This is a genomic window from Pseudomonas sp. 2835, assembly GCF_050435905.1.
GTDB lineage: Bacteria > Pseudomonadota > Gammaproteobacteria > Pseudomonadales > Pseudomonadaceae > Aquipseudomonas.
Genome location: NZ_JBNDLE010000022.1, coordinates 56,901 through 82,759, shown reverse-complemented (window position 1 = coordinate 82,759; position 25,859 = coordinate 56,901). Strand labels below are relative to the sequence as shown.

General features: G+C 63.0%; 26 protein-coding genes, 1 pseudogene and 2 riboswitches. Of the genes and pseudogenes, 17 read left to right on the top strand and 10 right to left on the bottom strand.

The genetic code is table 11. The features are described 5' to 3' along the window. Positions 1-28: 28 nt before the first annotated feature. Positions 29-640 (bottom strand): FMN-dependent NADH-azoreductase, encoded by a 612-nt coding sequence (locus ABIE20_RS23695; protein WP_429507715.1) that lies wholly within the window; start codon positions 638-640, stop codon positions 29-31. 128 nt (positions 641-768) lie between these two features. Between ABIE20_RS23695 and ABIE20_RS23690 the strand changes: the two genes are divergently transcribed. Together ABIE20_RS23690 and ABIE20_RS23685 are read left to right on the top strand one after the other, a co-directional pair. Further along, positions 769-1,677, top strand: coding sequence for a LysR substrate-binding domain-containing protein (locus ABIE20_RS23690; protein WP_429507713.1), 909 nt, complete (start codon positions 769-771; stop codon positions 1,675-1,677). After that, positions 1,670-2,029 (top strand): MmcQ/YjbR family DNA-binding protein, encoded by a 360-nt coding sequence (locus tag ABIE20_RS23685; RefSeq protein WP_429507712.1) that lies wholly within the window; start codon positions 1,670-1,672, stop codon positions 2,027-2,029. Before ABIE20_RS23690 ends, ABIE20_RS23685 begins: the two co-directional genes overlap by 8 nt. On the opposite strand, the gene ABIE20_RS23680 is transcribed toward ABIE20_RS23685, so the two are convergent. Both ABIE20_RS23680 and ABIE20_RS23675 read right to left on the bottom strand, forming a co-directional pair. Beyond that, complete coding sequence (locus ABIE20_RS23680; protein ID WP_429507710.1) at positions 2,022-2,468, bottom strand: DUF1294 domain-containing protein; 447 nt, start codon at positions 2,466-2,468, stop codon at positions 2,022-2,024. The two genes, ABIE20_RS23685 and ABIE20_RS23680, sit on opposite strands and share 8 nt — an antisense overlap. A 1-nt stretch (position 2,469) precedes the next feature. Next, positions 2,470-3,300, bottom strand: coding sequence for an undecaprenyl-diphosphate phosphatase (locus ABIE20_RS23675; protein ID WP_429507708.1), 831 nt, complete (start codon positions 3,298-3,300; stop codon positions 2,470-2,472). Between ABIE20_RS23675 and ABIE20_RS23670 the strand changes: the two are divergent. The 10 genes and pseudogenes from ABIE20_RS23670 to ABIE20_RS23625 all read left to right on the top strand — a co-directional run. Then, positions 3,269-4,378: pseudogene (locus ABIE20_RS23670) on the top strand (cache domain-containing protein); the annotation flags it as partial. The gene ABIE20_RS23675 and the pseudogene ABIE20_RS23670 overlap by 32 nt on opposite strands. Positions 4,379-4,501: 123 nt before the next feature. Beyond that, positions 4,502-5,236, top strand: a complete 735-nt coding sequence (locus tag ABIE20_RS23665; RefSeq protein WP_429507728.1) for a methyl-accepting chemotaxis protein — start codon at positions 4,502-4,504, stop codon at positions 5,234-5,236. 112 nt (positions 5,237-5,348) lie between these two features. Continuing rightward, entirely contained in the window at positions 5,349-5,915 is a 567-nt protein-coding gene (gene pnuC / locus ABIE20_RS23660; protein ID WP_429507706.1) for a nicotinamide riboside transporter PnuC, read from the top strand. Further along, positions 5,912-6,436: an AAA family ATPase gene (locus ABIE20_RS23655; RefSeq protein ID WP_429507705.1), complete on the top strand. Its 525-nt coding sequence runs from the start codon at positions 5,912-5,914 to the stop codon at positions 6,434-6,436. The genes pnuC and ABIE20_RS23655 overlap by 4 nt, the downstream gene beginning before the upstream one ends. A gap of 320 nt (positions 6,437-6,756) precedes the next feature. Then, positions 6,757-7,200, top strand: a complete 444-nt coding sequence (locus ABIE20_RS23650) for a hypothetical protein (protein WP_429507703.1) — start codon at positions 6,757-6,759, stop codon at positions 7,198-7,200. A 1-nt stretch (position 7,201) separates the two neighbouring features. Continuing rightward, entirely contained in the window at positions 7,202-7,774 is a 573-nt protein-coding gene (locus ABIE20_RS23645; RefSeq protein ID WP_429507702.1) for an adhesin, read from the top strand. 52 nt (positions 7,775-7,826) lie between these two features. After that, positions 7,827-9,140, top strand: coding sequence for a heme utilization protein (locus ABIE20_RS23640; RefSeq protein ID WP_429507701.1), 1,314 nt, complete (start codon positions 7,827-7,829; stop codon positions 9,138-9,140). 63 nt (positions 9,141-9,203) lie between these two features. Beyond that, entirely contained in the window at positions 9,204-9,884 is a 681-nt protein-coding gene (locus ABIE20_RS23635) for a C39 family peptidase (RefSeq protein WP_429507699.1), read from the top strand. Between the two features lie 33 nt (positions 9,885-9,917). Continuing rightward, complete coding sequence (locus tag ABIE20_RS23630; protein ID WP_429507698.1) at positions 9,918-10,670, top strand: hypothetical protein; 753 nt, start codon at positions 9,918-9,920, stop codon at positions 10,668-10,670. A 46-nt stretch (positions 10,671-10,716) separates the two neighbouring features. After that, a complete protein-coding gene (locus ABIE20_RS23625) occupies positions 10,717-11,997 on the top strand; it encodes a hypothetical protein (protein WP_429507696.1) in 1,281 nt (426 codons plus the stop codon). A 59-nt stretch (positions 11,998-12,056) separates the two neighbouring features. On the opposite strand, the gene ABIE20_RS23620 is transcribed toward ABIE20_RS23625, so the two are convergent. The 3 genes from ABIE20_RS23620 to ABIE20_RS23610 form a co-directional block, all read right to left on the bottom strand. Next, positions 12,057-13,382 (bottom strand): sigma 54-interacting transcriptional regulator, encoded by a 1,326-nt coding sequence (locus ABIE20_RS23620; RefSeq protein ID WP_429507695.1) that lies wholly within the window; start codon positions 13,380-13,382, stop codon positions 12,057-12,059. 234 nt (positions 13,383-13,616) lie between these two features. Continuing rightward, positions 13,617-13,964: a chitin binding peritrophin-A domain-containing protein gene (locus tag ABIE20_RS23615; RefSeq protein ID WP_429507694.1), complete on the bottom strand. Its 348-nt coding sequence runs from the start codon at positions 13,962-13,964 to the stop codon at positions 13,617-13,619. 50 nt (positions 13,965-14,014) lie between these two features. Beyond that, positions 14,015-15,964: an Ig-like domain-containing protein gene (locus tag ABIE20_RS23610; protein WP_429507692.1), complete on the bottom strand. Its 1,950-nt coding sequence runs from the start codon at positions 15,962-15,964 to the stop codon at positions 14,015-14,017. A gap of 241 nt (positions 15,965-16,205) precedes the next feature. Here ABIE20_RS23610 and ABIE20_RS23605 point away from each other — a divergent pair, with 241 nt between their 5' ends. Continuing rightward, on the top strand, positions 16,206-16,472 hold the full coding sequence (locus tag ABIE20_RS23605) for a hypothetical protein (protein ID WP_123566626.1): 267 nt from the start codon (positions 16,206-16,208) through the stop codon (positions 16,470-16,472). Between the two features lie 111 nt (positions 16,473-16,583). Here the strand turns inward: ABIE20_RS23605 and ABIE20_RS23600 are convergent, their stop codons facing one another. From ABIE20_RS23600 to cobW, 4 genes are read right to left on the bottom strand one after another with little or no spacing between them, the layout of a single operon-like run. After that, positions 16,584-17,324, bottom strand: a complete 741-nt coding sequence (locus ABIE20_RS23600; RefSeq protein WP_429507690.1) for a vWA domain-containing protein — start codon at positions 17,322-17,324, stop codon at positions 16,584-16,586. Continuing rightward, positions 17,249-18,250, bottom strand: coding sequence for an ATP-binding protein (locus tag ABIE20_RS23595; RefSeq protein ID WP_429507689.1), 1,002 nt, complete (start codon positions 18,248-18,250; stop codon positions 17,249-17,251). Before ABIE20_RS23595 ends, ABIE20_RS23600 begins: the two co-directional genes overlap by 76 nt. A gap of 1 nt (position 18,251) precedes the next feature. Next, positions 18,252-22,010 carry a cobaltochelatase subunit CobN gene (gene cobN / locus ABIE20_RS23590; protein ID WP_429507688.1) on the bottom strand — a complete coding sequence of 1,253 codons (3,759 nt, stop codon included), beginning with the start codon at positions 22,008-22,010 and terminating at the stop codon, positions 18,252-18,254. A 3-nt stretch (positions 22,011-22,013) separates the two neighbouring features. After that, positions 22,014-23,081: a cobalamin biosynthesis protein CobW gene (gene cobW / locus ABIE20_RS23585; protein WP_429507687.1), complete on the bottom strand. Its 1,068-nt coding sequence runs from the start codon at positions 23,079-23,081 to the stop codon at positions 22,014-22,016. 96 nt (positions 23,082-23,177) lie between these two features. Then, a riboswitch (cobalamin riboswitch) is annotated at positions 23,178-23,375 on the bottom strand. 59 nt (positions 23,376-23,434) lie between these two features. Beyond that, a riboswitch (cobalamin riboswitch) is annotated at positions 23,435-23,662 on the top strand. Positions 23,663-23,760: 98 nt separating this feature from the next. On the opposite strand from cobW, the gene ABIE20_RS23580 reads away from it, so the two are divergent. Genes ABIE20_RS23580 through cobM form a run of 4 tightly spaced genes read left to right on the top strand, consistent with a single transcriptional unit; the run spans position 23,761 to position 25,828 of the window. Next, positions 23,761-23,946: a CbtB domain-containing protein gene (locus ABIE20_RS23580; protein WP_036995824.1), complete on the top strand. Its 186-nt coding sequence runs from the start codon at positions 23,761-23,763 to the stop codon at positions 23,944-23,946. An 11-nt stretch (positions 23,947-23,957) separates the two neighbouring features. Then, positions 23,958-24,650 (top strand): CbtA family protein, encoded by a 693-nt coding sequence (locus ABIE20_RS23575; protein ID WP_429507685.1) that lies wholly within the window; start codon positions 23,958-23,960, stop codon positions 24,648-24,650. 2 nt (positions 24,651-24,652) lie between these two features. Then, positions 24,653-25,051 (top strand): cobalamin biosynthesis protein, encoded by a 399-nt coding sequence (locus ABIE20_RS23570; RefSeq protein WP_429507684.1) that lies wholly within the window; start codon positions 24,653-24,655, stop codon positions 25,049-25,051. Between the two features lie 30 nt (positions 25,052-25,081). Beyond that, complete coding sequence (gene cobM / locus ABIE20_RS23565) at positions 25,082-25,828, top strand: precorrin-4 C(11)-methyltransferase (RefSeq protein ID WP_429507682.1); 747 nt, start codon at positions 25,082-25,084, stop codon at positions 25,826-25,828. Positions 25,829-25,859 lie beyond the last annotated feature (31 nt).

Genomic DNA, 25,859 nt, shown 5'->3' with positions numbered 1-25,859 from the left:
GCAGTCGGTCTGTCTATCGCAACAAGGATCAGGCAGCGGCGAACAGGTCGGTGCTGATCTGTACCTGGGCGGCGTTCATGGCCTTGACCCGGTGCTCATCGCCGTAAGCCAGGCCATGGGCGCGGACGATTTCCAGGTCGGTGATGCCGATGAAGCCAAGGAACACTTTGAGGAACTCTTCATGGCCGACTGCGGTAGGCTGACCGGCATGCAGGCCGCCTGCGGTCGATACCAGGATCACCTTCTTGTTGCCGCACAGGCCTTCAGGGCCGGCTTCGGTGTAGCGGAAGGTCTTGCCAGCCACCGCGACGCGGTCGATCCAGGCCTTGAGCTGGGTCGGCACGGTGAAGTTGTACATCGGTGCAGCCAGTACCACGGCGTCGGCGTCAAGGAACTCCTGCAGGGTTTCGGCGCTGAGTTTGGCTTCATGCTGCTGGGCGGCATCGCGCAGTTCTTCCGGGGTGCCGGCGGCTACCAGGGTCGCGGCCGAGAAGTGGCTGATGGCGTCGCCGGCCAGGTCACGGTAGGTCACTTGCAGCGACGGGTCGGCGGCTTTCCAGGCTTCAACCACGCTGCGGCTCAGCTGGCGGGAGGCGGAATTGTCGCCCAGGATGCTCGAATCGATATGCAACAGTTTCATGGGACTCTCCTGAATGAAGATCGCGAGTGGGCGATCACGATGGGGAGAATCCTACTTGGATGGCGAATAACTGATAAGTCGGCAAAAATGCGTTAGATTGTCCCACTGACAGGACAATGGTGACGCCCATGCAAGACCTCAATGATCTGTTCTACTTCGCCCGGGTGGTCGAAGCCGGTGGTTTTGCCGCCGCTGGCCGTGTACTCGGAATTCCCAAATCACGCCTGTCACGGCGCATTGCCGAGCTTGAAGAGCGCCTGGGCACGCGCCTGCTGCAACGCACCACACGCCAGTTGAAGCTGACGGCCGTGGGCGAACGCTACCTGCGCCATTGCCAGGCAATGCTGCTGGAGGCGGAGATGGCCGAAGAAGCCGTCGCCAGCATGACCAGCGAACCGCGCGGGCGCTTGCGGGTGTCGTGCCCGGTGGGCCTGGCCCATGAATTTTTACCGAACGTGATCAGCCGCTTCCTGCAGCAATACCCGCAGGTGCAACTGGACATGATCCTGCTCAACCGCCGCGTCGATCTGATCACCGAGGGCGTCGATGTAGCCCTGCGGGTGCGCGACCTGGGCGATGAAGACCCGGCGCTGGTCACCCGCCGCCTGCGTCAGGCACAGATGCTGCTGGTGGCCGCTCCGCAATTTGCCGCCGCGCAGGTGCTCAAGCAGCCGCAAGACCTGGCCAGCCTGCCGGTGCTCGGCGCGGTGGATGCCGACCGCCTGGTGCATCTGCGTCTGCTCGATGGCCAGGGGCACAAGCATGAACTGGCCCTGGAAGCACGCCTGGCGATCGACGACTTTGTCGTGCGCAAGGCCGCCGCCGTCGCCGGCCTTGGCTTTACCGCGCTGCCGATCATGCACTGCGAAGAAGAACTCGAACGTGGCGAGCTGGTACGCCTGCTGCCAGACTGGTCGCTGCCCGGCGGTTATCTGCAGGCGGTCTACCCCCATCGGCGCGGGCTGCTGCCAGCAGTGCGGGTATGGATCGATCACCTGGTGGCGGAATTTGCCCAATGCGGGGAGCGTTATGTCTGACAAGAAAATCAACGAAGAGCAGGTCGCGGCGTTCTGCCTGAGCCTGCCGGGTGCGCGGGAGGACTACAAATGGGGTGGCATCCGGGTGTTCTCGGTGGCGGGCAACAAGATGTTTGCCGTGCTTGACCTGGCCGGCGCCGGGCTGTCGTTCAAGGTCGACAGCGAGCTGTTCCTCGGCTACGTCGACCGCCCCGGCGTGCGCCCGGCGCCGTATCTGGCGCGCGCGCACTGGATCAGCATGGCGCCGCCCTACCCCATGGGCCGCGCCGAACTGACCGAACTGCTGCAACGCTCCCACCAACTGGTGGTCAGGCGCCTGCCCAAGCGCCTGCAGCCAGGGTTGCTTATCTGAGAATTGGCGCCAGCGCGGCGCCAAGCCAGCGGCCACCGAGCAGCAGGTGGTCGATCCAGAACAGCTGGTGCAAAGCAACAATGGCCCAGAAGCTCAGCTGGAATGACAGCTTGCGGGTCTTGTGCCGGAACCGTTGCTGGGCCAGCAAGGCGCCCGGCCAGCCGCCACACAGTTCGCTGGCGTGGAGGACTTTTTCCGGCGTGCGCCAGGCCTGGTTGCGGGCCTGCTGCTTGTCACGCCAATACAGCACGAAGCTCACCAGGCTGGCCAATGGGTACGCCAGCGCCGGCAGCCAGGACTGCCCGCTGAGCAACATCTGCAAGGCGCCGCCCAGCGGCAGCAGGCACAAGCCGACAAAGGCCAGCAACTTGCTGCGGGGGTTTTGCACGGCGCCGCTGGCAGGGGCGGCGCGGCGCTGCTGGCTTGGGCTACGGCTCATCTCAACCGTGCGCCGTGGTCCAGTCGACCCAGCCGAACAGCCAGGTGCCGAGGATGATCAAACCGAACACGATGCGGTACCAGGCAAAGGCCGCATAGCTATGGTTGGCGATGAACTTGAGCAGGCCGCGTACCGCGATCATGGCAAAAATGAACGAGACCACAAAACCGATGGCGAACACCGGGAAGTCGTCCGGCTGGAACAGATCGCGGTACTTGTAGCCCGAATACACCGCCGCACCGACCATGGTCGGCATGGCCAGGAAGAACGAGAACTCGGTAGCTGCTTTACGCGAAAGGCCGAACAGCAGGCCGCCAATGATGGTCGAGCCGGAGCGCGAAGTACCCGGGATCATCGCCAGGCACTGGGCGCAGCCGATTTTCAAGGCGTCGGACCAGCGCATGTCGTCGACCTGGTCAACGCGGATCACATGCTCGCGGCGCTCGGCCCAGAGCATGATCACGCCACCAACCACCAGCGCTGCGGCAACCGTAATGGGGTTGAACAGGTATTCATGGATCAGGTCGGCAAACAGCACCCCCAGCACCACCGCCGGCATGAAGGCAATCAGCAGGTTGACCGTAAAGCGCTGGGCCTCACGTTGACGCGGCAGCCCCACCACCACGTCGAAGATCTTGCGACGAAATTCCCAGACCACCGCCAGGATCGCGCCCAGCTGGATGATGATGTTGAAGGCCATGGCCCGCTCACCACCGAAGTTGATCAGGTCGGCCACGACAATCTGGTGGCCGGTACTGGAAATCGGCAAGAACTCCGTCAAGCCTTCGACAATACCTAGAATGACAGCCTGCAGGCCGGTCCAAAGATCCATGCTTCCCCCGTGGGGCAATGCCTGCGGCATGCCCCTTTATAGTCTTTTAGTTGCCAATGGCTGTTCAGCGCCTGGCCGTTTTACAGCGACAGTTGGTCGCAAAGCCAGCAGAAAAGTTCACGCGGCCTTCAGGTTTATCCCGTCGAGGCCGAAATCCTATCAGACCTCTCGGATAAACGCTGCTGGGACGACGCAACAGACCTCAACGAATCAAGCACTTAGTCCTTGGTCGAGTAGGTGCCGGGGGGCAAAGCATGCTTGGATGTGGGCAACAATAAAAAGAACTCGAGGTAAGCATTCCATGAAGACTCTTCGCAGTATGTCGATCAGCCAGCGCTTGTGGCTGATCCTGGTGGTGGCAGTGGTGATGCTGGTAACTCTCGGTTTGCTGATGCTGCGCCAGATCCATGGCGACCTGTACCAGGCTAAAGCAGAAAAAACCCGCCATGTAGTAGAAACCGCCGCCGGCGTGCTGGCCTATTACCAGGGGCTGGAAGCGGCCGGTACTTTGAGCCGCGACGCGGCCCAGCAGCAGGCCCTGAGCACCGTGCGCGGCCTGCGCTATGACCAGAATGACTATTTCTGGATCAACGACCTGGGGCCGAAGATGATCATGCATCCGACCAACCCCAAGCTCGACGGCCAGGACCTTTCGGCGATCCGCGACCCGGACGGCTTTGCCCTGTTCAACGAAATGGCCGCCCTGGCCAAGGCCAGCGGTGCCGGCAGCATCGACTACCGCTGGCCCAAGCCCGGCGCCAGCGAGCCGGTGAAAAAAACCTCCTACGTGCAGCTGTTCAAACCCTGGGGCTGGGTAATCGGCTCGGGCGTTTATATCGATGACATGCAAGAGGAGTTTTTGCGCCAGGTGCGCGATGCTTCAATCCTCGGCCTGGGCATCGCCCTGGTCATGACCCTGCTGGTGGTATTGATTGCCCGAAGCATCGCCCGGCCGCTGCAGGAAGCGGTCGATGCCATGGCCACCATTGCCAGTGGCGAGAGCGACCTGACCCGGCGCCTGGATACCCACGGCAACGACGAAGTCACCCAGTTGGGCATTCACTTCAACAGTTTTACCGGCAAGTTGCAGGGCGTGATCAGCCAGTTGCAGGGCGCGGTACATGCCCTGGCGCAATCGGCCAGCGATGTGGGCAACAACGCCGGCCAGGCCCAGCAGCGCAGCGAACAGCAGTCCCAGCAAATGGAGCAAGTCGCCACGGCCATCAACGAAGTGACCTATGCGGTGCAGGATGTGGCGAAGAATGCCGAACAGGCGTCCAGCGAAATGCATGACGCCCAGTTGCGCGCCGAGCAAGGCCAGCACAGTATCCATGGCAGCCTGCAACGCATCGACCAGTTGTCGGCGACCATCGACGAAGCCGTGCAGGTGATCCGCGCCCTGGCCGGCCAGAGCACGCGCATCGGCAGCGTGCTGGAGGTGATCCGCTCGATTGCCGAACAGACCAACCTGCTGGCCCTCAATGCCGCGATCGAAGCGGCCCGCGCCGGCGAACAGGGCCGCGGCTTTGCCGTGGTGGCCGACGAAGTGCGCCTGCTGGCCCAGCGCACCCAGCAGTCCACCGCTGAAATCCAGAGCATGATCGAGCACCTGCAAGGCCAGTCCGAGGCGGCGGTCAAGGCCATCGACGCCAGCAGCGAAGCCTCGCGCCAGACCGTCGAACAAGCCAGCGAAGCCGGGGTCAGCCTGGACGCCATCAGCCAGGCGCTGCACAACCTGACCGCGCTCAACGCCTCGATTGCCAGCGCTACCCTGCAACAGTCCCATGTGGTCGAGGAGATCAACCGCAACGTCACTGAGACGGCCGACCTGTCGCGCCAGACGGCGACGGCTGCACAGCAGTCGAGCAGTGCCGGCGTGGCCTTGAACCGTCTGAGTGAACAGCTGGATCGAACCCTCAGTCAGTTCCGGGTTTGACGGTTGGGCCCCGGGGAGCGTACCTGCGGCTACTTCGCCAGCGCACTAGTGGCGCTTGGCGTGTCACAAGGTACAATCCCCGCCCTACCCTCGAACCCGCCAAGGAACGCCGATGTCCGGCCTCGAACTGTTCGCCGCCGTGCTCGGCGTTATCGCCGTGTGGCTCACGACCAAGCAGAACCCCTGGTGCTGGCCGATCGGCCTGGTGATGGTGTTGCTCTACACCTGGGTCTTCTATGACGTGAAGCTGTATTCGGACATGCTCCTGCAGCTGGTTTACGCCGTGCTGCAGCTGTATGGCTGGTGGCAATGGACACGTCCAGGCAGCACCCGCGCAGCTCGCCAGGTCAGCCTGCTGCCGGCGCATTCGGTTGCCTTTGGCCTGGGCATAGGCTTGCTTGGCAGCCTGGGCCTGGGTGCGGCCATGGCCAGCTGGACTGATGCCGCTCACCCCTGGCTGGACGCCGCGCTGACCGGTTTCAGCCTGGTCGCGCAATGGTGGATGGCACAAAAGCGCCTGCAGTGCTGGGCGCTATGGGTGGTGCTGGATGTGATTTTCGTTGGCCTGTTCCTGTCCAAGGCCATGTACCTGACCGCCGCACTCTACGCCCTGTTTACCCTGATCGCAGTGCAGGGCTGGCGCGATTGGCGGCGCGATCCGGCGCTGGCCTACGCATGAAGGTACTGGTACTCACAGGCCCTGAATCCAGCGGCAAAAGCTGGCTCAGCAGCGAGATCCAGGCGCACTTCGGTGGCGAACGGGTGGGCGAGTACGTGCGCCACTTCATTGACGAGCAGGCGCGTGACACCTGCTATGCCGATATCCCGAGCATTGCCCGCGGGCAGTTGGCCTGGGAAGACGCCGCACGCGCGCGGCAACCGGCGCTGTTGATCCTCGACACCCATCTGTTGAGCAACATGCTCTGGAGCCGCACGCTGTTTGGCGATTGCCCGGCGTGGCTGGAACAGGCGCTGCTGGCCCGCCACTACGACCTGCACTTGCTGCTCAGCCCAGAGGCGGTTGCCTGGCATGACGATGGCCAGCGTTGCCAGCCGTTGCTGGCCGAGCGCCTGGCGTTTTTCAATGCCACCGGCGAGTGGCTGGCACAACACCAGCAGCCTTTCCAGGTCGTGCAAGGCGACTGGGAGCAACGCCGGCGCGCAACCTTTGCAGCGGTCAAGACATTGCTCAAGAATTGAACAGTCATAGCGGCAAGTGTCCATTCCTGAAACACCCCTCCCGAGACAAACCCGCGAGCTAAAGCGCCCAGCCTCGGCAGGCGCAAAAGTGTTAAGCGCCTGAAACAGCTTGCATGCGCGCCTGGCGCCGAGCCGTGGCGCCCGCAGTCTCAGTCGGCGTACACCGCCAGTGTCTCAGCAGCGTTACAACATTTTCTTGGCCCTGGCTCACAACCAAACCAAGCCATTGTTTTCGCTTGATAAATAAAAACCGGCACACCTTCTGCTCTCTTCTTCGCAACGCTGAACAGGGCCAGCGCACCTAAGAAGGAATTGCCATCGTGGGAAAGATTGATAAAGGCATCTATCGCCTCCTGCTGCTCGGATGTGCAGTGAGTTCAAGCCTGAGCTTGAGCCTGCCGGTCCAGGCCGAAAACGGGATCGTCGTCATCACCCGCGATGTGCAACCGCGCAACGCCATGCGCCCGCCGCTGGCGCCTGACCCCTACCCGACCACCGTCAATACCAACCCGTCCGCACAGATCCTCAAGCAAACCAACGAGCTGAGCGACGGCGACTTCGCCTCGATCACCAGCGGTTCAGGTATCGGTGCCCTGGTCACCCAACAGACCAACAACATGGGCGCCAACATCAGTAACCAGACGCAACTGCCGAACCTGGCCGGTGGACGTTCCGGCAACTCCGGCAACGGCATCTCCAACATGGTCAATTCAAGTGTGCAGAAAGGCCTCGCGCCCCTGCAGATCCTGACCGGAGGCAAGTGAGATGAAGCACTCGCTGCTGATTCTGGCCATGTTTTGCAGTGTCCCGGCCTTCGCCCAACCTCCAGTGATCAACAACGCCAACATCGACAATTCGGGTGCGCAATACCAGGGCAACCTTACGGTCAACCAGGCCGCTGGCGATCAACAGCAACAAGCCAACGCCCGTGCTATTGCCGTCGGCCACGGCGCCAGTGCCAGTACCCAGATCCGTCAGCGCCTGCGCACCTCGGTGGACCCGAGCATCGATGCCCAGTCGAACATCCAGGGCAACTCCTTCAGCCACGGCAGCGGCGCACTGGGTGTCAACCAGAGCGCCGGGGCCAGCAACCAGCAAGCCAATGCCATGCGGATCAGCATCAGTTCGCATCCGCAAAGCATCGACGACAGCGTCCTCATGCAACAGAACGTGGCGCTGATCAACAACTCCGACTCAGCTGACTCCGCACCCGGCTTTCGCCAGGTCACTACCAGTGACCAGGCCTTCACCGGTAGCCGTGGGGTGATTCAGGTGAATCAGAGTGCCGGGGTGGGAAACCGAACGGCCAACACCCTGAGCATCCGGGTCGCGAATTGACCCAAATCGTTAGGAACAACACTTAACCTAAAATAAAGTACGGAGAATCACCATGAAACCTTCGATGGCACTCAAGCCTCTGGTTTTCGCAATTGCTGCGGTCATGGCTGTTGCTGTACAAGCTGGGAATGATCCACGTGGTGGCCATAATAACAATGGTCATCACAACAACCACGGTCATCAGCCCCCTCCTCCGACAAAAATCTCGGTCACCGCCACTGCCAATGCCTGGGACAGCCAGCGCAGTACCGGCAACCGTATCCGCAACGAAGGCACGGTGAACGAAGCCGAAATGAGCAGCTCGGCCACCGGCACCAGCGGTAACGTCGGCGTCAACGTGGCTGCCGGTGCCGGCAACCAACAAGACAACGCCGCCGCCATCGCCAACGCCGGCTCCGTTTCGGAAATCGACAACACCTTCGTGTTTGGCAGTGCCTCTGCTACCGCCAACGTCACGCAATACAGCAACAACAACCACGTCACCAACTACGGCAGCACCAACTCTGCAGTCATGGGCGGTTCGGGCAACAACGGCAGCGGCAACATGGGTATCAACATTGCCGGTGGCGACCTGAACCAACAGAAAAACACCATGGCGATTGCCAATACCAACGCTGCACTCGGTAACGCAACCGCGACCGCCACTGCCGATCAAAACGGCCCTGGCCTGACCGTCAACAACAACGCCGATCGTACCTATCGCGTCGATACCCTGACCGTTACCACCTCGGCCAGCGGCAGCGCCTCGCGCGATAAGTCCTTTGAAGCCAGCGGCAGCAAGAGCAACTCTTCGAGCTTCGAGATCGCCGGGGCGAAAAGCTTCGATGCCAGCGGCTCGCGCAGCTCTGAAGCAAGTGGCTCTAGAAACCACGAAGCCAGCGGCTCATCCAGTGCTTCTCTGAGCGCTTCGCTGGATGCATCGGTTGAAGCCAGCAGAAACTCCTCGTGGGACTTTGGCCGTCGTCACAACGGCAGCACTTCGCAATCCTCCGATGCTTCGCTGACTGCCTCGCTGGATGTTGATGTCGACAAGTCGTGGAACAAAGAGTCCAGCTCTTCGTACGATAAAGCCAACAGCTCTTCGTTCGAAAAAGCCTTCGATTCTTCGTTCGAAAAATCGGGCAGCAAATCGTCCGAGTCCGAGTACAACAAAGCGAAAAGCTACAGTGAAAGCAGCTCTTATGATTTGAGCAATACTTTCTCTTATCAAGTGCTGACTCCAACCGGCTGGGCCAACCCTGTAACCAACACTGCAACCCTGAGCGGTTCGGTGAATGGCGGCAGCGGCAACCTGGGCGTCAACGTAGCAGCCGGTGTGGGCAACCAGCAAAGCAACTCGCTGGCCATCTCCAACACCTCGATGTAAATGCTGTGATCTGGAGGCCCCCTTCGGGGGGCCTTTTTTCACGACCAGCAGGGGGCCTCGAACATGCGCATTATCGCCTTGGCATTTTTGCTGAGCCTGGCAAACCTCAGCGTAGCGGCGCCCATCCCGCTTGCCGTGCTGCCCGGTGGTGCAGTGGTGTTCAAGCCCATCCAGAGCGTTCGCGAACGCAAATTCGCCGACCTGGTGCAACAGAAAACCGATTTCAGTTGTGGCGCCGCAGCGCTGGCGACCATCTTGCGCCAGGCCTATTGGCTGGACGTCAACGAAGAACAGATCATCGAGGGCATGCTCGCCCACTCCGACCATGACGTGGTTCGGGTCCAGGGCTTTTCCATGCTCGACATGAAGCGCTACGTCGAAAGCCTAGGCATGCGCGCCCGCGGTTACCGGGTACAGCTCGATGCCTTGCAGAGCGTGCGCATTCCGGTGGTGGTGCTGATGGATATCCGTGGCTACAAGCACTTTGTAGTCATGCAGAAAGTCCACAACGGCTGGGTGTACATCGGCGATCCGGTGCTCGGCCATAAACGCTACAAAGTCGAAGATTTCGTCAAAGGCTGGAACGGCATTCTCTTCGCCGTGATCGGCCGGGGCTACGACAAGACCAATGCCTTGCTCGACCCACCGCTGCCGCTTACTGCCAAGAACCGCATCAACACCTTTACCCCGGTGCAAGACGCAGAGTTGATGGACTTCGGATTCATCCAAAGCGACTTCTTCTAATGACAAGGGAGCATGAGGCTCCGGGAGCATCCCATGAAGACTTCAATCTGGCTCGCCGTGCTTTGCCTGGCCGCCAGCCTGCCAACCCAGGCGCAGACGCTCAAACCCATCGAGCTGAAGGATCAGGAACTGGCTAACCTGCGCGGCCGCTTTGTCATGCCCGGGCGGATCATCAGCTTCGGCATCGTCATGAGCAGCACCTGGCAAAACGCCAACGGTGAAGTGATCGGTGCAACATCGTCAATGCAGATTCAGCAATCGACCATCACGCCACAGTTCTACGTGTCGATGATCGACGAAAAAGGCAGCGCCTCGGCGCGCGCGCAAAACGTCGGCAGCGGTACCGTCACCGGTGGCAGCGGCCTGAACAGCACCGAGGGCGTGACCCAGGTGGTACGCGCCGCCGGTGACAACAACAGCGCCTACAACAACGTCGACATCAACGTCAGCAAGGCCAACCAGGCTCCCGCAGCGGCCATGCAGCCACAGGGCCAAGCCCTGGCCGCAGGCACGACCCTGGTCGGCGCCAACGGCGCAGGCTCCCTGAGCGTGTCCTCGACCGGCAGCGGCGTGCAGTTCAACATCATCGCCAACAACAACCAGGGCAGCACCGTGCAGCGCCTGGCCCAAGGTGGGCTGATGCAGAACACCACCTTGCTCGGTGCTGGCAACAAGGTCAGCAACCTCACCTCCCTGAACGTCGTGCTGCGTGACAACGTGCCGACCGCCGGGGCGCTGAACGGCAACCTGGACCAACTCAAAGGCCTTCGCACTCTCGGTTTCTGATCTACGCTCAGTCTCATCACTTGTAGTCAGAAGGGACGGCTAACCCATGCACCGATCGTTAACCTTCAGAGCTATCGTCTGTTTGAGTAGCCTGACCCCGGCCACATTGCTCTACGCGGCAGCCGACCCCCAGGTCGAAGCACTAAAACAAGAACTCATGGAGTTGAAACAGCGTTACGAAGCCCAGCAGAACGCGTTGATGGTCCTTGAACAACGCGTTCGCCAGGTCGAAGAAGCACCCGCCACACCTGCACCCAGACGCCTGACCAAGTCCCCCGCCGAAACCGTCAAGGGCGGCCAGACCGTGGCCGCCGGTGCGCCGGGAACCACGGGCAGCTCGTACGGGCAATCGCTCAAGGACGATTCGGAGCCTGCGCAAAGCGTTTCCAACCTGTACGACGAAGCCAGCGGCTTCTTCGGCGGCGGCAAGTTCAGCGTCGAAACCGGCCTGACCTACACCCATTACGATACCCGCGCCCTGGTGCTCAACGGTTTTCTGGCGCTGGACTCGATCTTCCTCGGCAACATCAACCTCGACCGCATCAAGGCCGATAACTGGACCCTGGACCTGACCGCCCGCTATAACCTCGATCAGCGTTGGCAGTTCGACATCAACGTCCCGGTGATCTACCGCGAGTCCACTTATTCCTCCGGCGGCGCCGGTGGTGCCGGGCCGGTTACCTCCGATGCAACCGTCAGGCGCGATCCCACCATCGGCGATGTCAACGTCGGCATTGCCTACAAGTTCCTCGATGAATCGGAAAACTGGCCCGACGCGGTCGCCACCCTGCGGGTCAAGGCCCCGACCGGCAAGGACCCCTACGGCATCAAGCTGGTCAACGACCCGACCAACGACAACCTCTCGGTGCCTGAAAGCCTGCCCACCGGCAACGGCGTCTGGGCGATTACACCAGGTATCTCGCTGGTCAAGACCTTCGACCCGGCGGTGCTGTTCGGCAGCCTGTCCTACACCTACAACATGCAGGACTCGTTCAGCGACATCAGCCCGACGATCAACACCAAGATCCCGGGTGACGTGAAACTGGGCGACTCCTGGCAGATTGGTGCCGGTATCGCCTTTGCCCTGAACGAGAAGATGAGTATGTCGTTTTCGTTCTCTGACCAGTTTGCCAGCAAGAGCAAGATCAAGCCTGACGGCGGCGACTGGCAGTCGGTGCCCAGCAGCGACTACAACGCGGCCAACTTCAACATCGGCATGACCCTTGCCGCCACCGACAACCTGACCATCGTCCCCAACCTGTCCATTGGCCTGACCGACGACGCGCCGGACTTCTCCTTCAGCCTGAAATTCCCTTACTACTTTTAAAGCTCGCCGCTATGAAAAAGCCCGCTTCGGCGGGCTTTTTGCTGCACCTTGTCCAGGTCTCAGCGAATCTGGTGCTTGTGCAGCAACCGGTAGAAAGTCGGCCGGGACACCCCCAACACTTTGGCCGCGATGCTCAGGTTGTCGCTATGGCGGTTGAGCACATCACACAAGGCCTGGCGCTCGGCCCGGTGCTTGTAGTCTTCAAGGGTGCCCATGCTTGGCGCGAATGCGTGCTGGCCTAGCAAGCCCAGGTCCTGCGCCTCGATCTGCCGGCCTTCGGCCAGAACCAGGCCGCGGCGCACGCGGTTGGCCAGCTCACGGACATTGCCCGGCCAGTCGTGCTTGCCCATCGCCACCAGCGCGTCCTCACTGAAGGAACGGGGCCGGCGGCCGGTTTCGAGGCTGTAGAAATGCGAGAAATGACTGGCCAGCATCGACAGATCGCCATGGCGGTCGCGCAGCGGCGCAGTGACCACCTGCAGCACATTCAGGCGGTAATACAGGTCTTCGCGAAAGCGCCCGCTGTCGATGGCTTTTTCCAGGTCGACGTGGGTGGCCGCCAGCACCCGAACGTCGACGGCAATCGGCTGGCTGCCGCCGACCCGCTCGATGTGCTTCTCCTGAAGAAAGCGCAGCAGATTGGCCTGCAGCTCCAGCGGCAGGTCGCCAATTTCGTCGAGAAACAGCGTGCCGCCGTGGGCGGCTTCGATACGGCCGATCTTGCGTTGATGAGCGCCGGTGAAGGCGCCTTTTTCATGGCCGAACAGCTCGGACTGGATCAGGTGCTCGGGGATGGCGCCGCAGTTGATCGGCACAAAAGGTTTGTCGCGGCGCTGGGACTGACGGTGCAAGGTGCGCGCCACCAGCTCCTTGCCGGTGCCGCTCTCGCCGCGAATCAGCACCGGAGACTCGGTGGGCGCCAGCTTGCTCAGCAGCTTGCGCAGTTCGCGAATCGGCCGGCTGTCACCGAGCAGTTCGTGCTCCGGTTCATCGACATGCACATAGCCCTTGCCGCGCAGGCGCGCCATGCCGAACGCGCGGCCAAGGGTGACCTGTACCCGCGAGACATCAAAGGGCAAGGTATGAAAGTCAAAAAACCATTCGCAGACAAAATCGCCGACATTCTGCGCCCGCAGCTCTTGCGGGCTCAACACCGCGATCCACTCGGTATTGCTGCGGCTGATCAGGTCCTTGACTGCATCCGGGTGCTCCAGGTGCGAAGCCTGCAAGCGCAGCAGGCCGACGTCGCAAGGGTGTTCCAGGGCCGAGGTCAAGGTACAGCTGTGCACATCCCAGCCAACACTGCGCAAGCCGGGCAATAGACGATGGCAGTCATCGCAAGGATCGACGATAAGCAGGCGGCGGTTGGATGCAGGCTCTAGCATGACCTATTCCTTGGCGCCAATAGTTGGAATTTTAAATAGAAACAGTGTGTTGGCAGGCCCGTTTTAACAGTAGCAACGATGCGTCAAACGCCCACGACCGTCTGTCTGCTGGCCCGGAGTATTTGTCAAGGATTTGGAGTCAAAAGCGGCGCCGCAACGAACTGGATACCGGGTTGGTATCACTGCGGCTACCCATAAATTTTGCTGACGCTAGAACGCCTGGACCCTCAGTATTCAGCGTACCAGCTGGCGGCGTTCGGGCAAGCCCTGATCGAGCTGGCCGGTGGCGGGTTGAGCGGCACTCGGGCAACTGCTGGCCGCCACGCATCGCTGGGCTGACGGGGAATAGAAGTTGCCGGCCGGGCAACTGTAGTCAAAGCGATGCCACCGCCCACCTGTTAGTACACACCTGAAATAGCGCGTGCAATCGCTGGGGTCTGGATGATAACCCGCCCCGACCGCCGCACAATTCACCTGAACCTCTTCGTTGCTGACGCCTCCGGATGAGTTGCAGCCTGCTAGCAAGATGAACGCTGATGCTACTCCCAGACGCCCCAAGGTACGACGTGAACGGTATGACATGATGCACCTCTTTGCTTGGTGGAGAATCGTTTTAATGCCCCATACCAGAGTCAGTTGGCGGGCCTTGTGTTTGTCAGAAACCAACCGCCCGCATTGGTAGTGCGGGAATTACAGCGAAACGTGTTAGCCGAGCCCACTTCATAGACGCGCTCGGCTCCGGGGCATTGACCGTTGGTAAACATGAAGAAGTAGCGCCGCATCAGCGATGGGAATGGCTGCGCATAGTGAGCCAGCAGCAGCGCTTCATCGGCCGCCTGCACCGGGCTTCCCCCGCGGCTCTGCATCAGCTGAAAGCCGGTAGCATAAGACGTTGAGTGCTCGTCGACGTTGAGCCAGCGTATGTTCGATACCTGTACCGAGTATTGGACACTGCGCTGGTTAGTATCGCGAACCGTGATGGTGGTTGTACCGTTGCCCATACCGGTAACCTTGCCCTGCTGACTTACGGTAGCGATCGCCGGATTAGCAACGGCATAGGTATACGGCGGTTGGCCGCCAGTAGCCTGGCGCTGCGCTGTATTGGCAGGAAAGTCCCTGATCTGCTGCCAGTTTTTTGTCACGCGGATCGCCGGCCCGTCCAGCACGAGGGCCCCCGGGGCGATGCTAAGGCCCGTACGCAGGGTCAGGCGAAGCAAGGGGAAGGTAACCGCGTCGGTTTCTTGCCGCGTGCGCGCGAAGCTGACTTTGAATTCCACCCGTAGTTCGGAGTTATCCCGCAGAAGCTGCAGACGGTCGCGCGCGATCGCCCTGCTCAGGCCATTTGCGGCTTCGGCTTCATTCACCTCGGCGGCGCTGCCCAACTCGATGATATCGGCATCACCGTTGAGCTTGGTGCCATGACAACGCAGCCACACGCGTTGCCCTGCGCGGGCGAAATTCCACCGCACTATCGATACCAGGGGATTGCCGGTTACTCGATCAAGGTCCAGTGTCGTTCCAATCACACCGGCGACGGTGGGCTGCGCCAGCCCTGCCAGGGGCCGTATGCCCAGACTCAACAGCGGCGACCGCTGTGCCCCGCCGCCCACGCGCTCGACGTCATAGCGGACCTGTACCGTGCGCAAGCCGGGCCCTATGTTTGCGCCCACAAGCTCAGGGGCAAGGGTAAATTCGACTTCACCGCGAGGATCTCCCCTGAGCGGTTCACTAACGGTCGATCCCGTGGCCGAGCCGGTCCAGTGCAAGAGAATGTTTTCCTGCACGGTCATGTGCGGGTAACCAACCTTGATGTTTACCCCGGATAACGCTTGCAAAGGATCAAGCTGTCCCGCAGCGGCCTGAGAAACGCAGGGCAGCTGTAGTTCCAGGGTCTGGAGCCTGATCCATAACGACAGCAACCGCGAGTGCCGGGTTCGTACACCTGGCTCCACCACCCAGTATTGGAAGAGGATATTCTGGCTGATGGCCGGAATAATGAATTCGACCGGCAGTTCAAAGGTCAGGTCCGTCAAGGCAGTCACCTCGATTTCCCCGAGATAGCTGCCCCCGCCACCTGTTCGAAGGCACTCCAGATAAACCTTTTGCCCAACCAGCATGCCATCGTAGATTGCCACGCGCACGGTAGCGGTTGTCAGACCGACTGGATCAAGCCTGCCCTCCTTGGCTTCGTCTACCAAAGGAGGAGGCAGCACCGGGTCTGTGCGCCCGACTTCCAGAACCAGCTGGTCAGATTCGTGCCAGTCGGTTTCAAAATCAAATACACGATACCGCACCATCAATAGGCCCTTGTTGAGCGGGGCGATATGTTCGGCCAGCACGACGAAATCGATAGGCTGACCTACCCCATCGGCGTCAACGATCCGATCCTCGGTATGCAAATAGTGCTGATTGTTTTCCCGCCGCCCATCCCAGATCATTCGCACCAGCTGGTTGGCGGCCATTTGCGTGTACGCCGGGATTTGTACCGTCGCACGCTCAAGGGTATCGACGAGGTTGTTGCCAACGGCTTCGAGTACGACCGGCGCCGGCAAAAGTTGCTGGGTTAATACACGTTGGCGCATCCCATCCTCCCGTCATTGGCGCATAAGCGCTGTGGCTGGCCCTATACAACGCCCCTCCTGACCTGGCCGCTACTGACAAAAATGCCAGGTACCCCGGCATCAACCGATGAACGGTATTAAAATATTTTTAAAAGAAGTGTGACTTGTCCCCCGGTCGGGGGCATCAGTACAAGTAACTTACCGCTATGCAAACAAGCGCGCGGTTATATTCGATGTTTGGGCCCACAGAGAGACCGAACCCATGAACGCCCCGCTCCGTGTCAACGAAGCACTGCTGATTGCCGACCACGCCTTCGAACCTTTCCAGTGTGTTGCCTGGGATGCACCCAATGGCACCGGTGAACTAAGCCTGGCAGTCATCGACCGGACCAGTACCCGCATTGGCAGCAAGCAAGTGCCAAGCAGCACCTACTCCGACCCTGCACAGTGGGCTGATCTGATTGAGCAAGTACGCGCCGAATTGTGCGAAAAAGGTTATGACCTGCAGCCTTGGTCGATGCCCAAGTAACGACCGGTTAATTACCAAAGGCGCGGCCCAGGTGCCCGTCTTTGGTAACGTTGCTATAACTCGCCGGATAAACTGCGACACGTGGCCGCAGTTATATTTATTGATGCCTGGTTATTTACCGAGTACTGCCAGCGCTTCCAGATGCTGATATTCGGCGTGCAGTTGTTGCGCAAGTAACTGCGCCCTGCCGAGTTTCACTGGCGAACTTTCGATATCCACCAGCAACGCTTGGCACGGCAACGGCTGCAGCGCCTCCCAGGCCTTGAGCCGGCCATCGGTCACAATCAGGCAACGTTGCAGTTCTGCCGGGTAGCGCCGTTGACGCTCCTGCAGCCACTCCCGTGCCTGCTCCAGTGCCGCCAGCAATGGCGTCCCGCCCCCCGCCCCCAACGCCTCAAGCCACGGCTGCAAACTTGCCGAAGCCTTGAGCCCGTGACGCTGCCAGCGCGGTGTATTGCCGCTGGCGGTGAGCAGGGTCAAGCGCGCGCGGTTGCGGTAGGCCTGGTCGAAGAAACTCGCCAGCATGCCCTTGGCCCGGCTCAGGGCCTGGTGTCGGCGCGTTGACGCCGACGCATCGACAATCACCAGCCACAGCTCATGGGCGCTGGCCGTGCGCTGTTGCCAGCACAGCTCTTTGCGCGTACGCGGCCGCCCCTTGAGCAAGGTCGCCGGCCAGGCCACCGCGCCGGATGCCGCCTGTTTGCCGCGCCCACGCGGGCCTGCGGCAAGTGCTCCGGGCCGGGGTCTGGCATCCGCGCTGCTGTGGCGGCGGATGCTCAGGGCTTTTTTGCCCAGCTCGGTACCTCGCGCCGGGCGCCGCTCGGCGTGGCTTGCGGCGGCAACTCGCCCCATTGGCCCTGGCCCTGCTGGCCGGCCGAGGGAGGCATGGCGGCGCCGTTGTCTGGCGCTGGCGGCTGTGGCGACGGCGCTTCGCGGCGCCGATGACGCAAGGCAAACTCGGCCACGGCATCGATATCCTCGGCCTCGATTTGCCCGGCCCCACGCCAGGCTGCATGAGCCCGGGCGGCACGCAGCCAGACCAGGTCAGCGCGCAAGCCATCAACGCCGGCAGCAAAACAGCGCTGGGTAATCTGCGCCAGGGCCTGGTCGTCCAGGGCAATCTGCACCAAGCGCTCGCGGGCACCCTGGCAGCGCTCGCGCAGGGCCGCCTGGGCTGGCGCCCATTGGCTGCAAAATGCCTCGGGGTCGCTGTCGAAATCCAGCCGGCGGCGAATGATCTGGCCTCGGGCTTCAGGCAACGGCTGGCCTTCGAGCACGACATTGAGGCCGAAGCGGTCGAGCAATTGCGGGCGCAACTCGCCCTCTTCCGGGTTCATGGTGCCAATCAGCACGAAACGGGCGCTGTGGCGGTGGGAAATTCCGTCGCGCTCGACCCGGTTGGTGCCACTGGCAGCGACGTCCAGCAACAGGTCGACCAGATGATCCGCCAGAAGATTGACCTCATCCACATAGAGCACGCCACCGTCGGCCTTGGCCAGCACCCCGGGGGAAAACTGCGCCTTGCCCTGGCCCAGCGCCGCATCCAGGTCGAGGGTGCCGACCAGGCGCTCTTCACTGGCACCCAGCGGCAAGGTCACGAACGGCCCTTCGCCAAGCAGATCAGCCAGGCCCCGCGCCAGGGTGCTCTTGGCCATGCCGCGCGGGCCTTCGATCAGCACGCCGCCGATCTTCGGGTCGATGGCGGTCAGGCACAGCGCCAGTTTCAGCTCGTCGGCGCCGACCACGGCGGCCAGGGGAAAATGTGCAGGTTCGCTCATCTCAATTCTCTTCCTCGCCGTCCAGCAGCTGTTCTTCCAGCGCTTCACGGTAGTCGCCCGGTTCCTGCCAGAGCCCGCGCTGCTGGGCTTCGAGCAGGCGCTCGGTGATGTCGCGCAAGGCCTCGGGGTTGTGCTGGCGGATAAAATCCCGGGTCGCCTCGTCGAGCACATAGGCGTCGGCCAGCGACTGGTAATGATGGTCGTCGATCAGGTGCGTGGTGGCATCGAAAGCGAACAGGTTGTCGACGGTGGCCGCCAGCTCAAAGGCACCTTTATAGCCGTGACGCTTGACCCCGTCGATCCACTTGGGGTTCAGCGCCCGAGCGCGGATCACCCGGTTAAGCTCTTCCTTGAGGGTGCGGATACGCGGCCGGTCCGGCTGGCTGTGATCACCGTGGTAACTGGCCACCCTGCTGCCGCCCAGGCTCTCCACGGCGGCGAGCATGCCGCCCTGGAACTGGTAGTAGTCATTGGAATCGAGCAGGTCGTGCTCGTGGTTGTCCTGATTTTGCAGCACCGCCTGCACCTGGCTCAGGCGCCGGGCAAAGTGGGCACGCGCCGGCGTGCCTTCATCGGCGCCGCCATAGGCGTAGCCACCATGGTTAAGGTAGACCTCGGCCAGGTCCTGGCGGTCATTCCACAGTCGTCCGTCAATGGCATTCTGCACGCCAGCGCCATAAGCGCCCGGCTTGGCCCCGAACACCCGCCAGCCGGCCTGACGGCCTGCCTGCTCGGCATCCAGGCCCAGGGCCTGCAACTCAGCGCGCTCGCTACGGACTTTGGCCGCCAGCGGGTTGAGCTCATCCGGCTCATCCAGCGCCGCCACCGCTTGCACCGCCGCATCGAACAGCTTGATCAGGTTGCCGAAGGCATCGCGGAAGAACCCTGAGACGCGCAAGGTGACGTCCACCCGTGGCCGGTCGAGCAGGCTCAAGGGCAGGATTTCAAAATCGTCGACGCGCTGGCTGCCGCTGGCCCACACCGGCCGCACGCCAAGCAGGGCCATGGCCTGGGCGATATCGTCGCCACCGGTGCGCATGGTCGCCGTGCCCCACACCGACAAGCCGAGCTGACGCAGGTGATCGCCATGGTCCTGCAAATGGCGCTCGAGGATCAGGTTGGCCGAGGCAAAGCCGATGCGCCAGGCGGTGGTGGTCGGCAGGTTGCGCACATCGACGGTATAGAAGTTGCGCCCGGTCGGCAGCACGTCCAGGCGCCCGCGGCTTGGCGCGCCGCTGGGGCCGGCGGGGACGAAACGGCCTTCGAGGGCGGCAAGCAGGCCGTGCATTTCTGCCGGGCCGCAGCTGTCCAGTTGCGGCGCGACCTGTTGCGCCAGCGCGTCGAGAATCGCCTGCACCTGCGCCCATTCGGGGCCGCCGGCAAGCTGCACGCTGCCCTCGAGGGTCTGCTCGATAAGCTGGCTGGCATACAGCTCAAGGCGTTCGCGGGTGTCGCCGGCGGTGCGCCAGGCTTCGTCCATTGTCGCCAGGAGTGTGGGCCGAGGGCCGTGCCAGGGCTGGCCGAGGTCGCAATCGAGCGGGTCGAAGCCCAGGTTCAGCGCCTTCGCCAGGGCCCGCAACACACTGCCATTGGCCCCGCGCCCATCGCCGCGTTCCACCCGCAACAAGGCGAGCAAGGTGTCGATGCGCAGGCGCCCGCTCGGCGACTCGCCGAACACGTGCAGGCCGTCGCGGATCTGCGACTCCTTGAGGTCGCACAGGTAGGTGTCCAGGCGCGGCAGCCAGATCGCGGCATCGTCCAGGGCGCCTTCGATTTGCAGTTCGCGGTCGATATGGTTGTCACGCACCAGCGCCAGGATGTCGCGCTGCAGCTCCCGGGCCCGGCGCGGGTCAAGCAGTTGCGCCTCGTAGTACTCGTCGGCCAGCAGCTCCAGGTGGCGCAACGGCCCATAGGTTTCGGCGCGGGTCAGCGGCGGCATCAGATGGTCGATGATCACCGCCTGGGTGCGGCGCTTGGCCTGAGCGCCCTCGCCCGGGTCATTGACGATAAACGGATAAATGTTCGGCAGCGGGCCGAGCAAGGCGTCCGGCCAGCAGCTATCGGACAGCCCGACGCCCTTGCCCGGCAGCCACTCCAGGTTGCCGTGCTTGCCGACATGGATCAGCGCGTCGGCGGCAAAGCCGTGACGCAGCCAGAAGTAGAACGCCAGGTAAGCGTGCGGCGGCACCAGGTCGGGGTCGTGGTAGACCGCGCTCTGGTCCAGCTGGTAACCACGGGCCGGCTGGATGCCGACGAAGGTCAGGCCGTAGCGCAGGCCGGCGATCATCATCCGCCCGCTGCGGAACATCGGGTCCTGGCTCGGCTCGCCCCAGCGTTCGCGCACGGCAATCTGGTTGGCCTCGGGCAAGGTGGCAAAGGCCGCCAGGTAGTCCTCCAGGGCCATGCTTTGCATGCACGGGCGCAGGTCGAGGCTGTCGAGGTCGTTGCTGACGCCACCGAGCAAAGCCTGGATCAGCGCCGTGCCGTTGTCGGGCAAGGGTGCCAGCGGATAGCCCTGGGCCTGCAACGCGCGCAGGATGTTCAGCGCCGCTGCTGGAGTGTCGAGGCCCACGCCATTGCCGATGCGCCCGTCGCGGGTCGGGTAGTTGGCGAGGATCAGCGCCACGCGCTTCTGCCCGTTGGGCAGCTGCGCCAGGGCGCACCAACGCCGCGCCAGCTCGGCGACAAAGTCCATGCGCTCGGGCTGGGCGCGGTAGCAGACTACGTCGGACTGGCTGCGCTCGCTGCGCCAGGCCAGGTCCTTGAAACTGACCGGGCGGGTGATGATGCGCCCGTCCAGCTCCGGCAAGGCGATGTGCATGGCCAGGTCGCGGGCCCCCAGGCCCTGCTCGCTGGCTTGCCAGGCCGGTTCGTTGTCCTGGGCGCAGATCGCCTGCAACACCGGGATGTCGCGGCGAAACGGGCGCAGGTGCGGCTGCTCGGGGCTGGACTGGGCAAAGCCTGTGGTGTTGATGATCAGGGCAGCGTCGACCTGGTCCAGCCAGTCTTCGACCTGCTGCAGGCAACCGGCCTCCTTGAGGCTGGCCACGGCAATCGGCAAGGGGTTGAGCCCGGCCAGTTGCAACCGCTCGCAAAAGGTGTCGATAAAGGCCGTGTTGGCCGCCTGCAGGTGCGAGCGGTAGAACAGGATCGGCACCACCGGCTGCTCGACCTGCCACTCGCCGAACCAGTCCTCCAGCGCCGCAGCCGCCTTGCGCGGGTGGTACACCGCGGTGCGCGGCAGTTGCTGCGGCGCGCTCCAGGGGTAGTCGCGCTGCAAAAACTCGCTGGCCAGGCAGTTGAACAAGTTCAGGGCATTGGCTTTGCCGCCCTGGCGCAAAAAGTGCCAGAGCCGTTCGGCCTGCTCGGCCGGCACCGTGCTCAGGCTGCTCAGTTCCGGGTCGGGGCGGTCGTCGCCGGGCACCAGGATCAACTGCACGCCACGGGCGGCCAGCTCCAGCAGTTGCTCCACACCATAGCGCCAGTAGCCGACGCCGCCGTGCAGCGACACCAGGATGACCTTGGCATGGCGCAACACCTGGTCGACATAGAGGTCGACCGAGGCATGATTCTGTACCTGCATGGGGTTGGCCAGACGCAGGCTGGGGAAATCCTCGGGCAGCTGCTGGGCGGTTTCGGCCAGCAGCGCCAGGTGCGAGTCACCGCTGCAGAGGATTACCAGCTCGGCCGGGGTCTGGCCGAGGTCGGCAATGCTGTCGTCCGGTACAAAACCACCGGGCTGGGTCCGCAGCAAGTGCATGGGTCAAGCGCCCAGGGCGGCGCGCAGGCTCGCTTCCAGTTGTACCGCATCCAGTTCCTGGCCGATCAGCACCAGGCGCGTAGTGCGCGGCTCTTCACTGCGCCAGGCGCGGTCGAAGTGCTTGTCGAAACGGGTACCCACGCCCTGGATCAGCAGGCGCATCGGCTTGCCCGGGATCGCTGCAAAACCTTTGACCCGCAAAATGCCGTGCTGCACCACCAGTTGGGTCAGGGCGTCAAGCAGCAGGCTTTCGTCGGCTTGCGGCAGCTCGATGGAAATCGAGTCGAAGGCGTCGTGGTCATGGTCGTCGTGATCATCACCGTCGTGGTGCGAGTCGTGGTGGGTACGGCGGCCATCGATATGCGCCTCGGATTCGGCGCCCAGGCCCAGCAACACTTCCAGCGGCAGGCGGCCGCTGCTGGCTTCGATCACCTTGACCGCCGGCGGCAGCTCTTCTTCGACTTCGGCGCGCACCTTGGCCAGGTCGTCGGCGGCAATCAGGTCGGCCTTGTTCAGTACCACCAGGTCGGCGCTGGCCAGCTGGTCGGCGAACAGCTCGTGCAGTGGCGACTCGTGGTCAAGGTTGGGGTCGAGCTTGCGCTGCGCATCGACCTGCTCCGGGTAGGCGGCAAAGGTGCCTGCGGCGACGGCCGGGCTATCGACCACGGTGATCACCGCGTCAACGGTGCAGGCGTTGCGAATCTCTGGCCACTGGAAGGCTTGCACCAGGGGCTTGGGCAGGGCCAGGCCGCTGGTTTCGATGAGGATATGGTCGAGGTCGCCGCGACGAGCGACCAGTTCGCGCATCACCGGGAAGAACTCTTCCTGCACGGTGCAGCACAGGCAGCCGTTGGCCAGTTCATAAACGCGGCCGCTGGCCTCTTCTTCAGTACAGCCGATGCTGCACTGCTTGAGGATTTCGCCGTCGATGCCCAGCTCGCCAAACTCGTTGACGATCACCGCGATGCGCCGCCCCTGGGCGTTGTCGAGCATGTGCCGCAGCAGCGTGGTCTTGCCCGAGCCGAGGAAGCCGGTAACGATGGTGACGGGGAGTTTGGCCAGTGTTTTCATAGCGATGCCCTTGGCAGGATGGCGGGCATGCGGGACGAGCGCCAAAGGTGTTGCGCACCTGGCCTGTTCGCCACCGGATCACCCCGCCCGGTTGAATGTCGGAAACTGTTCGAGGCAGGTCTCCTGGCTTGCATTGCACCGGCACCTGGCCAGTCGAACGACGCCTTCCCGCACACGCTGCAGTGGCTGTGTCGAACCCTTCAATGCTTACAGTTGCGGGGGCAGCCGCGGCTTGAACCGCGTTCCCGTCTTAGCTTCGGCCAGCGCCGAAGAACCTCGAAGCGGCTAGGCTACGCAGTGCCCGGTGAGCGGTCAACTGCTGTCACGATTGACGCCTGCCCGCGCCCGTGATTTGCTAACGCCATTCGTTTGGGTGCCCCTTGAGGGTGAAACTGGGAAACCGGTGCGTCATGCGCTTCTTTATAAGGTGTATGGCAAGTCCGGTGCTGCCCCCGCAACGGTAAGTGAGAAAAGCGTCAGAACCACTGTGCCCGCTGTCTGGCATGGGAAGGTGACGCCTGTGGTGTGGCCAGCGGCCTACCCTCACCAGCCCGGAGACCGGCCCAACGCTTGACCGAACAAACCCGCGGTGGGCGGGCGCTGTTACAACCCCTGGGCGAACGCTGCGCAGGGGTTCGCTGCGCTTGCCTGTTGCCGACAACACCAAGAGGAAAGCGCCATGCGTACCAGTACCGCCATTAACCAAGCCGTTACCCCGTCAAGCCTCAGCCAGCGCCTGCTGGTTGCTGTCGGCGCCTCGCTGCTGGGCCTGTGCCTGGTGTACTTCGCCGGTTTCTCGCACATCGAAGCGGTGCACAACGCTGCCCACGATACCCGCCACAGCGCCGCCTTCCCTTGCCACTGAGTGCTGCCCCGATGATCAAGCGTATTGCCAGTACCGCAGGCTTTACCGGCCTGCTGGCCGCCCTGCTGCTGACCCTGCTGCAAAGCTTCTGGGTCGCGCCGCTGATTCTCCAGGCGGAAACCTACGAAAGCGCCGCCCCTGCGCTCGAAGCGCCCCATGAACATGCCGCCGGCACCGCCGAGCATCATCACGACAGCGAAGCCTGGTCGCCGCAAGACGGCTGGCAGCGTGTACTGTCGACCACCGGCGGCAACCTGGTGGTGGCGGTCGGATTCGCCCTGATCCTTGCCGCGCTCTACACCCTGCGCGCACCGAAGACCGTGATCAGCGGCGCGCTCTGGGGCCTGGGCGGCTTTGCCGTGTTCTGCCTGGCGCCAACCCTGGGCCTGCCACCGGAACTGCCGGGCACCGCGGCCGCCGACCTGGCCCAGCGCCAGGCCTGGTGGGTCGGTACTGCTGCTGCCACCGCCGTGGGCCTGGCCTTGATCGTGTTTGCCCGCAACTGGCTGCTGAAGGTTGTCGGCGCAGTGTTGCTGGTAGTGCCGCATGTGATTGGCGCGCCACAGCCGGAAGTGCACCAGATGCTCGCCCCAGAAGCCCTGGAAGCCGAGTTCAAGGTCGCCTCGCTGCTGACCAACGCCGCGTTCTGGCTGGCCCTGGGGCTGATCAGCGCCTGGCTGTATCGCCGTTCGAGCCAGGCCTGAGGATGCAGCTGTACCTCGGCCTGGGTTGCCGTCGCGGCTGCCCGGCCGACGCCCTGAGCAATCTGCTCACGCGCACCCTGCTCGCCCATGACCTGACGCCCGGCGCGGTCATGGGCCTGGCCAGCATCGACCTCAAGCACGACGAGCCCGGCCTGTACGAACTGGCCCGGCGCCTGGGCGTGCCGCTGCTGTTCTACAGTGCGGCGCAGCTGGCCGCTTTCGAACCACGGCTGAGCCATCGCTCTGCGGTAGCCTTCCAGCACAGCGGCTGTTATGGCGTGGCCGAAAGCGCCGCCCTGGCCCTGGCCGAGCAGCTCGGCGGCCCGGCCCGCCTGCTGGTCCCCCGCACCCTGCAGGCCGACGCCAGCCTGGCATTGGCCTGCACCAGCGGTTTTCACTGATAATCAGCACTTTCCCCGCAAGGACTTCCCATGACCGTCTATTTCATCGGCGCCGGCCCCGGCGATCCGGAGCTGATCACCGTCAAGGGCCAGCGCCTGATCCAGCGCTGCCCGGTGATCATCTACGCCGGCTCGCTGGTGCCGGCTGCAGTGCTGGAGGGTCACCGCGCCGAAACCCTGATCAACAGCGCCGAACTGCACCTGGCGCAGATCATCGAAGCCATCAAACGCGCTCACGACAACGGCCAGGACGTGGCCCGGGTGCACAGTGGCGACCCCAGCCTGTATGGCGCCATCGGCGAGCAGATCCGCTACCTGCGCGAGCTGGGCATCCCCTACGAGATCGTGCCCGGCGTCACCGCCGTGGCCGCCAGTGCCGCCCTGCTCGGCTGCGAACTGACCCTGCCGGACATCGCCCAGAGCGTGATCCTCACCCGCTACGCCGACACATCACCGATGCCGGCCGGCGAGCAACTGGCCGACCTTGCCCGCCATCGCAGCACCCTGGCGATTCATCTTGGGGTCAAGCACCTGGCCAGAATCGTCGACGAGCTGCGCCCGCACTATGGCGGCGACTGCCCGATTGCCGTGGTACACCGCGCAACCTGGCCGGACCAGGACTGGGTACTGGGCACCCTGGAGACGATTGTCGAGCTGGCGGCGGCCAAGGATTTTCGCCGTACCGCGCTGATCCTGGTGGGCCGCGTGCTGGGCAGCGACACCTTCAGCGAGTCGGCGCTGTACCGCGCCGGCCACGCCCACCTGTATCGGCCTTGAGCGTATACACTGACGATTTCGACCTGCCTGC

Coding starts and splice junctions, on each gene's coding strand:
- ABIE20_RS23695 (WP_429507715.1), bottom strand. CDS start 640: ATGAAACTGTTGCATATCGATTCGAGCATCCTGGGCGACAATTCCGCC.
- ABIE20_RS23580 (WP_036995824.1), top strand. CDS start 23,761: ATGCGTACCAGTACCGCCATTAACCAAGCCGTTACCCCGTCAAGCCTC.
- ABIE20_RS23620 (WP_429507695.1), bottom strand. CDS start 13,382: ATGCTAGAGCCTGCATCCAACCGCCGCCTGCTTATCGTCGATCCTTGC.
- ABIE20_RS23640 (WP_429507701.1), top strand. CDS start 7,827: ATGAAACCTTCGATGGCACTCAAGCCTCTGGTTTTCGCAATTGCTGCG.
- ABIE20_RS23645 (WP_429507702.1), top strand. CDS start 7,202: ATGAAGCACTCGCTGCTGATTCTGGCCATGTTTTGCAGTGTCCCGGCC.
- ABIE20_RS23570 (WP_429507684.1), top strand. CDS start 24,653: ATGCAGCTGTACCTCGGCCTGGGTTGCCGTCGCGGCTGCCCGGCCGAC.
- ABIE20_RS23600 (WP_429507690.1), bottom strand. CDS start 17,324: ATGGGGCGAGTTGCCGCCGCAAGCCACGCCGAGCGGCGCCCGGCGCGA.
- ABIE20_RS23690 (WP_429507713.1), top strand. CDS start 769: ATGCAAGACCTCAATGATCTGTTCTACTTCGCCCGGGTGGTCGAAGCC.
- ABIE20_RS23655 (WP_429507705.1), top strand. CDS start 5,912: ATGAAGGTACTGGTACTCACAGGCCCTGAATCCAGCGGCAAAAGCTGG.
- ABIE20_RS23575 (WP_429507685.1), top strand. CDS start 23,958: ATGATCAAGCGTATTGCCAGTACCGCAGGCTTTACCGGCCTGCTGGCC.
- cobW (WP_429507687.1), bottom strand. CDS start 23,081: ATGAAAACACTGGCCAAACTCCCCGTCACCATCGTTACCGGCTTCCTC.
- ABIE20_RS23595 (WP_429507689.1), bottom strand. CDS start 18,250: ATGAGCGAACCTGCACATTTTCCCCTGGCCGCCGTGGTCGGCGCCGAC.
- ABIE20_RS23665 (WP_429507728.1), top strand. CDS start 4,502: ATGGAGCAAGTCGCCACGGCCATCAACGAAGTGACCTATGCGGTGCAG.
- ABIE20_RS23615 (WP_429507694.1), bottom strand. CDS start 13,964: ATGTCATACCGTTCACGTCGTACCTTGGGGCGTCTGGGAGTAGCATCA.
- ABIE20_RS23630 (WP_429507698.1), top strand. CDS start 9,918: ATGAAGACTTCAATCTGGCTCGCCGTGCTTTGCCTGGCCGCCAGCCTG.
- cobN (WP_429507688.1), bottom strand. CDS start 22,010: ATGCACTTGCTGCGGACCCAGCCCGGTGGTTTTGTACCGGACGACAGC.
- ABIE20_RS23605 (WP_123566626.1), top strand. CDS start 16,206: ATGAACGCCCCGCTCCGTGTCAACGAAGCACTGCTGATTGCCGACCAC.
- ABIE20_RS23675 (WP_429507708.1), bottom strand. CDS start 3,300: ATGGATCTTTGGACCGGCCTGCAGGCTGTCATTCTAGGTATTGTCGAA.
- ABIE20_RS23685 (WP_429507712.1), top strand. CDS start 1,670: ATGTCTGACAAGAAAATCAACGAAGAGCAGGTCGCGGCGTTCTGCCTG.
- ABIE20_RS23625 (WP_429507696.1), top strand. CDS start 10,717: ATGCACCGATCGTTAACCTTCAGAGCTATCGTCTGTTTGAGTAGCCTG.
- ABIE20_RS23635 (WP_429507699.1), top strand. CDS start 9,204: ATGCGCATTATCGCCTTGGCATTTTTGCTGAGCCTGGCAAACCTCAGC.
- ABIE20_RS23680 (WP_429507710.1), bottom strand. CDS start 2,468: ATGAGCCGTAGCCCAAGCCAGCAGCGCCGCGCCGCCCCTGCCAGCGGC.
- pnuC (WP_429507706.1), top strand. CDS start 5,349: ATGTCCGGCCTCGAACTGTTCGCCGCCGTGCTCGGCGTTATCGCCGTG.
- ABIE20_RS23610 (WP_429507692.1), bottom strand. CDS start 15,964: ATGCGCCAACGTGTATTAACCCAGCAACTTTTGCCGGCGCCGGTCGTA.
- cobM (WP_429507682.1), top strand. CDS start 25,082: ATGACCGTCTATTTCATCGGCGCCGGCCCCGGCGATCCGGAGCTGATC.